The sequence below is a fragment of the Opitutus sp. ER46 genome (genome assembly GCF_003054705.1).
In the GTDB taxonomy this organism is placed as follows: domain Bacteria; phylum Verrucomicrobiota; class Verrucomicrobiia; order Opitutales; family Opitutaceae; genus ER46.
In genome coordinates, this window is record NZ_QAYX01000022.1 from 156470 (window position 1) to 170617 (window position 14148).

Consider the following 14148-nt stretch of genomic DNA (forward strand, 5'->3'; position numbering starts at 1 on the left):
TTCTGACGCATGCCCTGGCAGGTTGAGTTTCGCGCGGGTGTCTGGCTCCCCCAGATCGACTGGTGGCTGGATGCGCATTTCCCCAAGCCACGGTCCTTTGTCTCCCACGCGCACTCCGATCATATCGCCCCGCACGGCGAGATTCTCTGCTCAGCCGGCACCTCGCGCCTCATGCAAGCGCGGATGCCCGGGGAACGCGTGGAGCACGTCCTGCCGTTTGGACAGGGCGAGCGCCTGACGCCCGACTGCGACGTCACGCTCTATCCCGCCGGCCATATCTTCGGGTCGGCACAGGCGCTGCTCCTGCACCAGCAGCACGGTCGTTTGCTCTACACGGGAGATTTCAAGCTACGCCAGGGGCGCTCGGCGGAAGCGTGCGCGACACCTCGGGCGGACGTGCTCGTGATGGAGACGACGTTCGGCCGACCGCACTACGTGTTTCCGCCCACGGTCCAGGTGCTGCGGGACATCGCGGCGTTCTGCCATGCGTGCCTCGATGACGGAGAGGTCCCCGTGTTGTTTGGCTATAGCCTCGGCAAAAGCCAGGAACTGCTGAGCGGCCTGGCGGAGGCGCGGCTGCCGATTCTGCTCCACCCGCAGACGCTGCGGTTGACGCGAATCTACGAGGAACTCGGCATGACGTTCCCCGTGTACCGCGGGGTCGGGACCGGACCCGCGACAGGGCATGTGGTCATCTGTCCACCGCAGGCGCCCGACAGCACGTTCCTCCGGCAGCTCGGGCCGCGGCGCACCGCGATGGTTACGGGCTGGGCGATGGATCCGGGCGCAAAGTATCAGTATCGATGTGACGCGATGTTTCCGCTGTCGGATCACGCGGACTACCCCGATCTCCTGCGCTTTGTGGAGGCGGTGCAGCCGAAGCTGGTGTTCACCCTGCACGGGTTCGCGCAGGATTTTGCCCGCACGCTGCGCGACCGCGGCGTCGAGGCGTGGGCGATCGGCGAAGACAACCAGCTTGAGTTCGGGTTGGCGGGACGAACCGAAGCGCGGCCGGCGTCGGCCGGGACTGATGCGGACTCGGCCGCCGCGGCACCGGCGAGCCCCTGCGAGCCGGGCGCGGCCAACTGTTTCGGGCGGTTTGCGGCGGTGGCCGAACAGGTCCGTGCGACGCCCCGCAAGCTGGAGAAGGTGGAGATCCTGCGCGCGTACCTGACGGAACTCTCGGCGGCGGACGCGGCGACCGCCGTGGTCTTTCTGACCGGCCGGGCGTTTCCCCAAGCCGACGGCCGCGTGCTCACGCTCGGTTGGGCGGTGATCAAGCGTGCCGTGCTCGAAGTGGCGGGACTGAGTGAGGCCGACTATCGGGCGGCGTATCATCGTTTCGCGGACGCCGGCGAGGCGGCGGAGGCGCTGCTGCAGCGAGCGAGGCCGGGCCAGGCCCACGCGGCGGCGAGCCCGACCTTGGCGGCAGTGGCGGAGCTCTTCGCGGAGATTGCGGCGACGCGCGGACCGGTGGCGAAGCTGGAGTGGCTGCAGCGGTGTCTGGCGGTGATGACACCGGCGGAGGCGAAGTACCTGGTGAAGATCGTCACCGGTGATCTGCGCATCGGGCTGAAGGAGGGCCTGGTGGAGGAAGCAATCGCGGCGGCGACGGCCGAACCGACGGAAGCGATTCGACAGGCAAATATGCTGGCTGGCGACATCGCGGAAGTGACGCGCGCGGCGCGGGAGGGGCGCTTGGGCGCGATTGAGTTGAGAGTGTTTCGCCCGCTGCAGTTCATGCTGGCGAGCGCCGAGCCGACGGCGGAGGCAATCCTGGCGCGACTCGGCGCACCGGTGTGGCTGGAAGAGAAGTACGACGGGATCAGGTGCCAGGTGCACAAGGCCGGGGATCGTGCGGAGCTATACTCGCGCGACCTGAAGCGAATCACGGAGCAGTTCCCGGACTTGGTGCGGGGCGTCGAAAAGGTGCCGGGGGACTTCATCGTGGATGGCGAGTTGCTGGCGTGGCGCGACGGACGGGCGTTGCCCTTTGCCGAGCTGCAGAAGCGGCTGGGGCGCAAGGGCGACGACTTCTTTCTCGGCGCGGAAATCCCGGTCTCGATCTCGTGTTACGATCTCCTCTGGGCTGGCGGCCGCGCGCTGTTGAACGAGCCGCTGGCGCAGCGGCGGGCGGAACTCGAACAACTGTTGGCCCGCGTGCCGGCAGGGGCGCCGCTGGTGCTGGCGCCGACGCGCCAGGCGGAAACGGCGGCGGATATCGAGGCGGCGTTCCTGGTGGCACGGCAACGAGGCAACGAAGGCCTGATGGCGAAAGATCCAAGCAGCGCCTATGCGCCGGGGCGGCGGGGACTCGCGTGGCTGAAGTTGAAGAAGGCATACGCGACCCTCGACGTGGTGGTGGTGGGCGTGGAGTACGGGCATGGCAAGCGACGCGATGTGTTGAGCGACTACACGTTCGCGATCCGCGATGGCGCGAGCGACCGGCTGCTGACGGTGGGCAAGGCGTACTCCGGACTGACGGACCTGGAGATCGCGGCGATGACCGAGCATTTTCTGGCGCACACGGTGGAGGAACGCGGCCGCTATCGCGTGGTGGTGCCCGACACGGTGTTGGAGGTCGCGTTCGACACCATCCAGCCGAGCAACCGGCACCAGAGCGGTTTTGCGCTCCGCTTTCCCCGGATTGTTCGCATCCGCACGGACAAAACCCCTGCCGAGATCGATACCCTCGACACGTGTCGGAAGCTCGCCGCCGCTGCCCAGTCGATTCCCTCGCAAGGAACGAATCACTAGCCTAGCCATCGCTTGCCGGGGGGGCGAATTCGATGGCCTGGGCTCCGATTCCAGGCGCCGACACGTCGAGTGTGTCGGGTGGAGACCGGGTCGACGGCCGGCCGGGAATAGGTATGGTCCGCCCATGTTCACTTGGGTCCGGGAACCTGCCCACGATGCGCCGTGGCTCTTGCGAGCGCTCCATCCCGAGCTCGCAACCTGGTTCCGCGCTCGATTTGGGGCGTTTGCCCCGGCCCAGCTGGCGGCAGTACCCGAAGTACTCGCCAGGCGTTCTCTCCTGCTTTCCTCGCCCACGGGCAGCGGCAAGACGCTCGCGGCGTTTCTCGGCGTCTTCGACTACCTCGCCCGAGCGCACGACGCAGGCGCAGCCCGGGACGGGATCGTCGCCGTGTACGTCTCTCCGCTTCGGGCCCTCGCTTACGATCTCAGCAAGAATTTGCAGTCGCCTCTCGATGAACTCGGCTGGTCCTGGCTGCGGGTCGGCGCGCGGACGGGGGACACCACCGTCAAGGAACGCGCACAGCAGCGTCGGCACCCGCCGCACATTCTCGTCACCACTCCGGAGAGTCTGACGATCCTGCTCAGCCAGCCGTCCTGGCTGCCAGCGTTCCGCACGGTTCGTTTCTTCATCGCGGACGAACTGCATGCATTGGCGGAAAACAAGCGCGGCACCATGGCCGTTCTCGCCGCCGAACGCCTCCACGAAATTGCGGCGACCGCCGCATCTAGCGCCGCGACCGATGGGCCCGGCCCGCCGGGCAACGCCGCTCCAAACGCCCTCGTCCGCATCGGGCTCTCCGCCACGGTGACCCCGCTCGAGACCATGGCCGCGTTCCTCGTGGGCCCGGAGCGCGATTGTCGCCTGATCGAGATCGCCGAGCGCCGGCGGGCGCGCATCGAAGTGTTTTCTCCCCTGCGCGACCACGCGTACCCACCGGCCGGCTACACCGCGTCCCGCGTGTTGCTGGAACTGGGCACGCTGCTGGGGAGTAAACGCACCACGCTCATCTTCACCAATACGCGTTCCGGCGCCGAGCATATCGGTCTGCGCCTGAAGCAACTCCTGCCCGCACTCACGAACCAGATTGAGGTCCACCACGCCTCGCTTGACCGCAGCGTCCGGCTCGAGGTCGAGGATCGCCTCAAGCGCGGCGAGCTCCGCGCGGTCGTCTGTTCCACGTCACTGGAGATGGGCATCGATATCGGATCCATCGACACCGTCGTGATGGTCTCCGCGCCGAAGGGCGTTGCCCGCGCCCTGCAGCGCATCGGCCGCTCCGGTCACTCGATGCGCGAATCCCCTCACGGCGTGCTCGTCGCGAGCAACATCAACGACCTGGCCGAGTGCGCCGTCACCGCCCGGATGATGGAAGGTCGCGCCCTCGAGCCCGTACGCATTCACGACGCCCCGCTGGATGTGCTCGCGCAGACGCTCGTCAGTCTCGCTGTGTTTGGCAGCGTCACCTCCGAGGAAGCGTTCGCCTTTCTTCGCCGCACCTACCCGTATCGCGCGCTGGCCCGGGCGGATTTCGACCGCGTGCTGCGCTATCTGCGTGGCGGCGGCGCCGCGCTCGAGGCGAATTACGAGGCTCTCTTCGGCAAGGTCCGGGTCGACGCCTTGGGCCTACTGACGCTCCCCGCGCCCCGCGTCGCCCGCGAGTTCTTCCAGAACGTCGGCACCATTGCCACGGAGAGCATGGTGCAGGTGCAACTTGGCCGGCGGAAGATCGGTCAGGTCGAGGAGTCCTTCATCAAAGGCCTGCGCGTCGGCGATGTTTTTGTTCTCAACGGCCGCACGCTCCGGCTTCTCGAAACGCGCCTGCTCACCGCCAAAGTCGCTGCCGCGGACAGCGCGGTTCCGACCGTTCCCCGATGGTACGCGAACAAAATGCCGCTCGCCTCGGGGCTTGCCGCCGCCGTGGTGCAGCTCCGCACGGAGCTTGCCGCCCGCCTCACCACCGGGACGCCAGCCACTCCCCGGTCCCACTCGATTGCGGCCGCCGCCCCGCAGGCGCCCGACCAGACTGATCCGCCGGCCGCGGCCGTGGCCGCGCACTGGCTGCAGTCGGAATACGCCCTCTCCGCAGCCAACGCCCGCGCTCTTGTTGAGCACTTCGCGCTCCAGGCGCGCGTCTCCGCGATCCCCACCGCCGCCACGTTTCTCATCGAGCGTTACGACCATCGCGGGCTGATCCACTACTTCTTTCACGCGCTCATCGGTCGCTCGGCCAATGACGCCGTGTCGCGTATCATCGCGCAACGGGTCCAGGAGACGAAGGGCGGCAATGCACTCGTCACCATCGATGACTATGGATTCCTCCTCACGCTGAAGCCCTTCCAGGCGATGACGCCCGACGAGTGGCGGTCGCTCTTTCGGCGCGAGGACGCCGAGTCCGCCCTTCGCACGGCGTTGGCGGAGAGCAGCCTTGTAAAGTGGCAGTTTCGCGGCGTCGCCCAGACGGGTCTCATGGTGCCCCGTCGGGTCCGGGGCCAGGAACGGGGCGCACGGGCGCTGCAATGGAGTTCGGAGATCATCTTCGAAGTGCTGCGGAGGCACGAGCCCGACCACCCCCTGCTCGTCGAGGCCTATGCCGAGGCGACGTTGCGATTTCTCGATCTGCCCCGCGCCCTTGCCTTCCTCGAAAAAGTCGCCGATTTGCGCTGGGACTTTCGTACGTTGCCGCGGGTCAGCCCCTTCTCTTTCGGCATCTACGTTTCCCGCATCAGAGAGACCATGACCCTTGAGGACCCTGAGACCACGATCGAGCGGCTGTACCACGAAATGTATGGCACGGGTGCCGGCTAACGCTATTTCTCCGCGTTCCTGTCATGCTTCCATCCACGCCGCCTTCGCCTCCCGCCCGCGCCGAGATTCGGCCCGGGGTGTGGATCGATTCGCGGCTGGCGCTCTGGCTGGAGACCGCGCGCCTGTTGGTCGTCGCCGACCTGCACTGGGGGTATGCCGCATCGCATCGCGTACGCGGCAACCTCCTCCCAGCTTGGGGTGATGACGACATCGAGAAACGGCTGCATACCCTGATCGACGACTACGCGCCCGCCGAGATGATTTGGCTCGGCGATGTCGTGCATGCCGCCGAGGGCGCCGCCCGCGCCGAACGATTTCTTTCTGCGGCCGTCGTCCCAATCACCGTTGTCATCGGCAACCACGACCGCTGCTGGCGTGGCGCAGGCACAGCGAACGTCCAGCGCGCCGGGTGCTTCTTTCATCACGGCGACAGACCGGAGGTTGTGCCCGCCGGATACGTTGAGGTCGTCGGTCACCACCATCCCGCCGTCGTGTGGCGGGACGGTGCCGGCGGGCGGTTGAAACTCCCTGCCCTGGTGGCTGAGCCCAGCCGCATTGTGCTTCCTGCGTTCTCCCCTTGGGCTGCGGGCGCCAACTGGACGCCGCGCCAGTGCCCCGACAGCACCCTTTGGGCGATCGCGCCTCATCGAATCTTCACCCCTTCCGTTTCGGAGCGGGTCTGTACCGTCCCATGAAACTCAGGCCCGTCATCGCGTTTTGCCTTGGTCTGGCCAGTGGCGTTCTGCCGCTGGTCGCCAATCCCGGTCCTCCACTGCGGGCGGGAGAGATGCTGCGGTTCTCCGTATCCTGGGCGATCGTTCCCGGCGCCGGCGAGATTGAGATCAACGCCGCCGCCAACGGGCCGGACCAGATCAAGATCATCTCGAGCACGACGACCCGCCGCCTGGCGCGGATGCTCCTGCCCTTCGATGCCACGGCCGAGTCGGTCTACGACGCGCGCACTGGCGATCTGCTCTCCCTGCATGAGCGGAGCAAGACCCGCGGCAAGGTGCAGGAGCACCTCGTCACCTTCAACTACACCAACCGCCAGGCCAATTATGTACCGGTGGGCGGTGAAGGTGGCCCGCGGATCCTGGAAATGCCCCCAGGTTCCCCCACGGATCTCATCAGCGCGCTCCTCAGCACGCGGGACTGGAATCTGCAACCGGGCGACAAACGCGACGTGCTGGTGCTCTTCGACGACGATTTCTACGAGTTGACCATTCACGCGCTCCGCTATGAGGAGGTGCGCAACCGGCTCGGAAGGTTCAACACCCTCGTTCTGCAGCCGCGGATGGAGAAGACACCGCCCAAGGGCATGTTCAAGCGGGGCAGCACCGTGCAGGTTTGGATCGCCCAGGATGCGCAGCGTTTGCCGATCAAGTTCGAGGTCGAGTTCAACATTGGCACCGGCACGGCCAACCTCGTGGCGTACAACTCCCCGACGGAGCCTGTGGCAGGCGGTGCAGGGCCGCAAATCGCGGCGCCGGCTGCGGCCGGGACGATGACGCCCGGCCCCCAGTCCCCTTCGCCCGGCAGCCCGACGAACACCAGCAGCACGGCTCCGGGGCGCTGATCGGTCGGGGGGCTGACGGTCACTCGAAACATGCGTCGCATCCTCGTTCTTCGCGGCGGGGCATTGGGCGATTTTCTGGTAACGCTTCCAGCGCTCTGGGCCCTGCGCGCGCGATGGCCGGAGGCGCGCCTGGAACTCGCCGGCAATGCGGACGCCGCCGAGCTCGCCCGCACCCGCGGGCTCCTAGACGCCGTGCACTCGCAGCACGCAGCACGCTGGGCCTGCCTCTATGCGGCCGAGCCACCGCCACCGGATTTCGGGGCGTGGCTCGCGGAGTTTGATCTGATCGTCAACTTCTGGCCCGACCCGGATCGCGAGCTCGCGCGAAGGTTCCCGTTGCGTCCAGGACAGCAGTTTGTCCCGGGGGCCGCGATGCCGGAGTGTGCCCCGGCGTCTGCGCACTATGCAGGCGCGCTAAGGAGTGTCGGAATTGATTCTGCACCTCGTTTCTGCTGCCTGGCGGCCGATCGTATCGTGCCGGAACCCAATGAACCACGCGTGGGCGCCGCATCGCTGCCGCCGGCCAGCCAGGAGATTTGGGCGAGGCGTGGAGTCGCCGATCACACGGCTCCCATCGCCATTCACCCGGGCAGTGGGTCACCTCGAAAGAACTGGCCGGCGGACCGTTGGCTCGAAGTGATCAACCAACTCGAGGCACCGATCGTGCTGGTACTCGGAGCAGCCGAGGAGGCGCGATGGCTCCCAGCCGGCGGCCCACCGGCCCTTGTCGCGCGTCGAATCGAAGCCGGGACACTGCGGCTGGCGGCGGGGCTTACCCTTGAGCAATTGGCAGAAGAGCTCCGCTCGTGCCGCCTGTTTCTCGGCCACGACTCCGGTGTGAGTCATCTTGCGGCAGTCGTTGGTACGCCGAGCGTACTGCTCTTTGGCCCCACCGACCCCGCAGTTTGGGCCCCACCGGCGGGCCACGTGAAGATCCTGCGACATGGGCCCAACGTGAACGAAATAACGATTCCCGAGGTATTTTCAGCTGCGCAAGCGGGATGAGGCGCATCCGCCTGAGGCGGGACCATCCCTGCGGCAGCGTCGAACTCAGGGTCTGTCGCCCGAGAGACGGTGGTGGTCCAACGCCCTGGGGGTCTGTCCCTAAACCCTGAACGCGTGCGGCTCCGCCCGTGTGCGCACCAAGGGACCGCAATCAGGGTCTGTCCCCTAACGACCGGGGTGCCCGTGACGGTCTTCGGGGTCTGTCCCCTGAATCGTCAGCGCCGCGGTCGAGGTCGGACCAATTGGGGTCTGTCCCCTGAAACGGCGGCCGCCGATGCGTTCGGAAGGTCGGAGGTAGAGAGCGAAGCTCGGACCGAGATAACACGCCAAATCTGGCGCGTTATCGCCGATAACCCGCCAGATTTGGCGTGTTATCTCGAACGGGGTGTCGCGGCTTACTGGGCCCATGGCCAGTCCGGTTCATGATGTCTCGATCCGGCGCGGCCGCCGGCACGCCGGTCAGGAGGCGGTGTGCCCCGTTTGCGAAATGCGGGCTTTCAGCAACTTGGGATCAACGTGAAAGCGCCAGTGCTTCTGCGACCAGATGGGGCCCGCGTAATCGACGCCGATACGTGGCGTCGCTGCGATCAATCGGCGCGGCACGACCACACCCCGGTCCTCCAGCCAAAGCCCGGTCGTCTCCTCGAGCGCTGGACGGGCATTGAGCGTGCGGTCGATCGCCAGTGCCTTGGTCACGCGGCCTGGTCCAACCGCGCCTTCCACCCCGCGGATCAGCAGCGCGGCCGGCCAGTCTTTCGGACCGACGACGAGGTTGAGCATCTCGTGGATGCCATAGCACAGGTACACATACCAGATGCCGCCGGCAGCGTAGAGCGGCTCGGTCCGGCGCGTTCGTCCGGCGCGGGCGTGACACGCCTGGTCCGCTTCGCCATTGTACGCCTCCACTTCGATGATCATGCGCGCGTCCCGGCGTCCGTCGGGCAAGCGTCGCACCAAGTATTTTCCAAGAACCCAGCGGGCCAGGGAAATGACGCGTTTATGCTGAAGCTGCGGCGCGGTTAGGCGTTCGGACATGCCGGCGTGATTCCAACCAAACCCACCTTGAACGCAACCGCCCAGCCTGCCGCCGGTCGCAAAGAGGATCTCGAGAAGAGCCTCCGGCTCTGCATCCAGGACGGACTCGCCGCGATGCCCATCGTGACGATGTCACTGCCGGTAAACGTCTTCATCACCGCGCTGGTCACCAAGGGCTGGGTGCTCCCCAAGCCCGCGATCGGCCTGCTCTGCGCCATGCCGTTCGCCGCTAACTTCGTCCAGGTGTTCGCTGTTCCCTACCTCTCCCGGCTGCGTCCGCCGAAGACACTCACCGTCGTTACGGCATCCCTGAATCTGCTGTGCTGGTTTCTGCTCGCAGCGCTTTTGGAGGTCGTACCCCGCGACCAGCCCAACGTCGCCGCGGCGTGGTTCATCGGCTGGTTCTTCGTCGCGAGCATCTTCGCCGCGCTCGCCGGTGTGACGTGGAACGCGTGGATCCAAGAGTGGGTTCCGTCTCGCCTTCGCGGCAAGTATTTCGGCCACCGCAACCGACTGCTGCAGATTTCCCTTCTCTCATTCCTGCTGATCACCGGCTGGGTGCTCGCGCATTGGGAATACTCGGTGCGTGCCTTCCAGGCGGTCATCGTCGGCTCCGGACTGTTGCGCGTGGCCTCGCTCTATTGGCAATGGGTGAGCCCAACCCAGCCCCATCGCCATGTCGAAGTGCCCACCCTGTCGTTCCACGCCCAACTAGCCGTGCTCAGGCGCTCTCACTCGCTGCTCTGGTTCATCGCATTCGGCGCCACGTGGTCCTTCGCCGCGAACTGCTTCGGGCCGTTCTACCAAGTCTTCATGTTCGAACAGTTGGGGTTCTCGGCCTGGGACGTCGGCGTGCTCTCGACGGTCTCAGCACTCGGCGGTGCGTTGTCGTTGCCGGCCTGGGGGCGGCTGCTCGACCGGTACGGCAACCGCCCTGTCATGGCCGTATCGCTGCTCGTATGGCAGGGCGTGAACGTGCTTTGGTGCACGCTGACGCCGAGCAGCAACACCCTGCTCTACCTGATCTGGGCACTCGGCGGCATGACGAGCATGGGCGCGATCGCCAGCGCCGGCTTTGTCCTGGGACAGTTCACGATTCTCCTACGGCTGATTCCACTCGAGGCCAAGAGTCTCGCCATCGGCCTTAACTTGGCAGTCACCTCGCTCGCGGCGGCCATCGCGCCGGTGATCGGCGGTGGCGTGCTGAGCTGGGCACTCACGCGCTGGACCGATGCCGTGGCTGTCTATCACGCTTGCTTTCTCCTGCAGCCGGTGCTCGCAACTGCCGGGTGTCTGCTGCTTCTGCGGGTGCATGAACCGCAGGCGAGTCCGCTCACGATGGTGTTCGGCGCGATGCGGAACATCCGTACCCTCAGCGGCGTCCTCGGCCTCGATTTTCTGGTCAACTACGTCTTCTATCGTCCGCCCAAACGATGACGTCGGCGCCCACTCCATTTTTCACGCTCACGGGCAACCTCCTTGCTGAGAGCACGCTCGAGTATTCGCGCTGGTCGCCTGGCGCCACCCAACGCGCGGACCGCGAGACGTTTCAGGTGGGCGGCAAGGGGATCAACGTCGCGAAGATGCTGGGCCGGCTTGGCGTCCCGGCTCTCGCGCTCGGCTTCGCCGGCGGCAGCTCCGGCGCGCAATGCGAGGCCTGGCTCCGCGACCACGGGTTCACCGCGCAACTATTTTCCACCACCGCGCCCACGCGCCGCGGCACGGTGATTCGGGCACCCGGACAGCCTGAGACAACCTTCCTCGGACCTGACGCCTCACCTGACGCCGCCGCGCTGCGGGCCTGCGCCGATTTCCTCGACGCACAGCCCGGCGGACGCGTCCTCGCCCTATGTGGTAGCTTCCCCGGTTGGAACGACGCGCGTTACGAGCCATTGCGCGACGCCCTCGCGCGGTGGTTGTCCCGCGGCATCCTCGTGGCGGACACCTATGGCCCGCCCCTTGCCTGGGTCGCGCAGCAGCCGGTCGAGCTCCTCAAGGTCAACGCCGCCGAGTTGCGCACGATCGGAATCGAAGATTCTGCCGAGATTTCCGTCGCCGCGCTTCGCTACGTCATCACCGACGGACCCAACCCCGTCCGCCTCAGGGAGGGATTGGGGCAGGAGATCCGCGTCTCTCCCCCGGCAATTCACGAGGTTTCGCCGACGGGCTCGGGCGACGTGATGCTGGCGTGCCTCCTCGATGCCGTATTTCGGCAAGAAAAAGCATTGCGCGACGCTGTTTCTTTCGCCCTACCTTTCGCAGCGGCTAATGCGGCGCATCCGGGAGTGGCTGAATTTCCGATACCGTTGAGCGGAATTCAGAAATAATCCTTGCTTTCACTTCTGCGAAACCGCTTATTCCGCGGTTTTATTTATGAAAGCGACCATCCGGACCCAAGGCCAGCAGTTCACTGTGTCTGAGGGCGACATTTTGACCGTTAACCGCTACCCTGGCACCGAAAAGGGCTCGACCGTCGAGATTAAGGACGTGCTGGCGGCCGGCGAAGGCGAGAGCTTCAAGGTTGGTAAGCCGACTCTGTCCGGAGCCACCGTCTCGGCCACCGTGCTCGAGAACAAGCGCGGCGATAAGGTCGTCGTGTTCAAAAAGAAGAAGCGCAAGGGCATGGAGCGCAAACGCGGCCATCGCCAGGAGCTGTCTGTCATCAAGATCAAGTCTATCAACGCTTAAGGAGATCACCACGCCATGGCGCACAAGAAAGGTCAGGGAACATCCACCAACGGTCGCGAGAGCCACTCGAAGCGGCTGGGCGTGAAGTTGTACGGCGGCCAGAAGGTCATTGCTGGCAACATCATCGTCCGTCAGCGCGGCTCCAAGCTGCACGCGGGCAAGAACGTCGGCACGGGTCGCGACTGGACGCTCTTCGCCCTCAAGGACGGCACCCTCGCGTTCGACAAGACCCACCGCACGGTGTCGGTCGTCACGAACTGAGCGTCGCACATATTTAGCTTTCCAACGCAGCCCAAACCGGGCTGCGTTTTTTTGTCGATTCGCCAGCCGGTCAGGCTTCGTCGGCTGACGCGTGGACCAGGAACCCGAACGACCTCCGGGCATGTCTGACTTCGATTCCCTCGCCGAACTTCGCCGCCAGCGTGCGCTGGTACACGAGCATCTTGCCTGGCTGGACCAGCAGATCGCTGCGGCGGAGGAGTCTGGCGGCTCGGCTTCCACGCTGAGTTCGGTGGCCGCCAACGAGTCGATCGGTTCGGGCGCAGTCAAGATGCCTGACGCGGCATCCCGCGCGCCGACGACGTCCCATTCACCTGCCGGCTCGGCTGACCCGCGCGAGTTACCGCCCGAGGCTGCCGTCGAGGCCGAGGCCATCATCGAGCAATACCGACGGCCGAGTGGCGACGTGGCCCGGGACGTCCGCAGTGGTTGCCTCCTCTATTTCACGCTTGGATTCGTCTTACTCGGCTTGGTGATCGGCCTGCTCTACCTCGCATTCCGACACTGAGCCGATCCGCTCAACCCCGGTTAGTTACCCCACAATGTCACGGCCCACTCCGCTGAACATTGCCCTGCTCGGTCCCACGGGCGCCGGAAAGGGCACGCATGCCGCCAGCCTCTCGGCTCGCTTTCACCTCAATCACGTCGCCACCGGCGACCTGTTTCGCGACAACCTCGAATCCGGCACCCCTCTTGGCCGCCTGGCGAAGAAGTACATGGACGTCGAGGAACTCGTACCGGATGAAGTCGTGGACGCGATGGTCGAGGAATGGTGCCAACGCGTGCCGAAGGAAAGGGGCCTGCTCTTTGACGGTTTCCCCCGGACGAACGCGCAGGCGCGCTACTTCGAGGCGATGCTGCAACGGCTGGGACGCACACTCGACGCCGTCATTTACCTCGACGTTCCCGACCCTGAGGTGTTGCGACGCCTGGAGGGCCGCCGAATCTGCCATCGTTGTCAGCAACCGTACCACCTGACGGCCAATCCCCCACGGCTGGCGGGACGCTGCGACGAATGCGGTGCCGAGCTCTACCACCGAGCCGACGACACGGCCGAGCGTGTGACCGCGCGGCTCCGGGTGTTCCATCGCGCAACCGACCCGGTGCTCGACCACTTTACCGCGGCTGGCCGGCTCATCATCGTCTCCGGCGAGGGCTCACTCAACGCAGTCGAGGACCGGCTGATCCGCGCGTGTGAAGGCCTGCGCAATCGTGCCTACGGTTTTGCCACGGCCCGCGACCGCGCGGAAATCGCGCGTCCGCCCCTCACCTCGCCCATGGCGGCCCACGTTGCGCGCGCCACCCGTGATCTCGTGCTGCTGGGCGGTCCCGGCTCCGGCAAGGGCACGCAGGCGGTGCGGCTCAGCACGAAGCTGGCCCTGCCCCACATCGCCACGGGCGACCTCTTCCGTGAGAATCTCCGGCAGGCGACGGAGCTGGGGCGACTGGCCAAAACGTATATGGACCGTGGGGATCTCGTCCCTGATGACGTCACTGAGGCGATGGTCGCCGAGCGCCTGGGGCGGCCCGACGCGCGCGAAGGGTTTATCCTCGACGGTTTTCCCCGGACGCGCCCACAGGCGCAGGCCTTGACGGAGATGCTGACGCGGCTCAAACGCCGGCTCACCGCGGTGGTGTTGATCAATGTTTCGGACCAGACGCTCGTCGACCGGATTTCAGGCCGGCTGATCTGCCGCAGCTGCCAGGCGCCCTATCACGCCACGTTCAAGCCGCCACATCAGGCCGGAGTGTGCGACGCGTGCGGCGGCGAGCTGTACCAGCGTTCCGATGACAATCCGGCGACCGTAGGTGCCCGCCTGGTCACGTACCATCACCAGACCGAGCCGCTCATCGCATACTATCGTGGGCTTGGGTTGCTCCGTGAAATCGATGGCGAGCAACCGGTCGATGAGATTACCCGGCAGCTGCTCGTGGCGCTGAGAGATCTCTCCCCGCGCGGAGCGTTCGCCATCGCTGGTGCGGTGCCTTGATGGGCAAACCC

Annotated in this window: 12 protein-coding genes; 11 read left to right on the forward strand and 1 reads right to left on the reverse strand. The window is 66.1% G+C overall.

The window, feature by feature from the left end; all coding sequences use genetic code 11:
- Positions 1–9: 9 nt before the first annotated feature.
- The 5 genes from DB354_RS11135 (at position 10) to DB354_RS11155 (ending at position 8144) form a co-directional block, all read left to right on the forward strand.
- On the forward strand, positions 10–2757 hold the full coding sequence (locus tag DB354_RS11135; RefSeq protein WP_107835705.1) for an ATP-dependent DNA ligase: 2748 nt from the start codon (positions 10–12) through the stop codon (positions 2755–2757).
- 124 nt (positions 2758–2881) lie between these two features.
- On the forward strand, positions 2882–5563 hold the full coding sequence (locus DB354_RS11140) for a DEAD/DEAH box helicase (protein WP_107835706.1): 2682 nt from the start codon (positions 2882–2884) through the stop codon (positions 5561–5563).
- 23 nt (positions 5564–5586) lie between these two features.
- The gene (locus tag DB354_RS11145; protein WP_107835707.1) at positions 5587–6258 is read left to right on the forward strand and encodes a metallophosphoesterase; all 672 of its coding nucleotides are present in this window, start codon (positions 5587–5589) and stop codon (positions 6256–6258) included.
- Entirely contained in the window at positions 6255–7139 is an 885-nt protein-coding gene (locus tag DB354_RS11150; RefSeq protein ID WP_107835708.1) for a DUF3108 domain-containing protein, read from the forward strand. Before DB354_RS11145 ends, DB354_RS11150 begins: the two co-directional genes overlap by 4 nt.
- Before the next feature lie 30 nt (positions 7140–7169).
- On the forward strand, positions 7170–8144 hold the full coding sequence (locus DB354_RS11155) for a glycosyltransferase family 9 protein (protein ID WP_107835709.1): 975 nt from the start codon (positions 7170–7172) through the stop codon (positions 8142–8144).
- Between the two features lie 459 nt (positions 8145–8603).
- Here the strand turns inward: DB354_RS11155 and DB354_RS11160 are convergent, their stop codons facing one another.
- Complete coding sequence (locus DB354_RS11160) at positions 8604–9179, reverse strand: DNA-3-methyladenine glycosylase (protein WP_107835710.1); 576 nt, start codon at positions 9177–9179, stop codon at positions 8604–8606.
- Positions 9180–9206: 27 nt separating this feature from the next.
- On the opposite strand from DB354_RS11160, the gene DB354_RS11165 reads away from it, so the two are divergent.
- The 6 genes from DB354_RS11165 (at position 9207) to DB354_RS11190 (ending at position 14137) form a co-directional block, all read left to right on the forward strand.
- The gene (locus DB354_RS11165; protein ID WP_233256614.1) at positions 9207–10616 is read left to right on the forward strand and encodes an MFS transporter; all 1410 of its coding nucleotides are present in this window, start codon (positions 9207–9209) and stop codon (positions 10614–10616) included.
- The gene (locus DB354_RS11170) at positions 10613–11506 is read left to right on the forward strand and encodes a PfkB family carbohydrate kinase (RefSeq protein ID WP_107835711.1); all 894 of its coding nucleotides are present in this window, start codon (positions 10613–10615) and stop codon (positions 11504–11506) included. Before DB354_RS11165 ends, DB354_RS11170 begins: the two co-directional genes overlap by 4 nt.
- Positions 11507–11552: 46 nt before the next feature.
- Complete coding sequence (gene rplU / locus DB354_RS11175; RefSeq protein ID WP_107835712.1) at positions 11553–11867, forward strand: 50S ribosomal protein L21; 315 nt, start codon at positions 11553–11555, stop codon at positions 11865–11867.
- Between the two features lie 15 nt (positions 11868–11882).
- A complete protein-coding gene (rpmA, locus tag DB354_RS11180) occupies positions 11883–12128 on the forward strand; it encodes a 50S ribosomal protein L27 (RefSeq protein ID WP_107835713.1) in 246 nt (81 codons plus the stop codon).
- Positions 12129–12249: 121 nt separating this feature from the next.
- Positions 12250–12654 (forward strand): hypothetical protein, encoded by a 405-nt coding sequence (locus DB354_RS11185; protein ID WP_146180196.1) that lies wholly within the window; start codon positions 12250–12252, stop codon positions 12652–12654.
- Positions 12655–12688: 34 nt separating this feature from the next.
- Positions 12689–14137, forward strand: coding sequence for an adenylate kinase (locus DB354_RS11190; RefSeq protein ID WP_107835715.1), 1449 nt, complete (start codon positions 12689–12691; stop codon positions 14135–14137).
- Positions 14138–14148 lie beyond the last annotated feature (11 nt).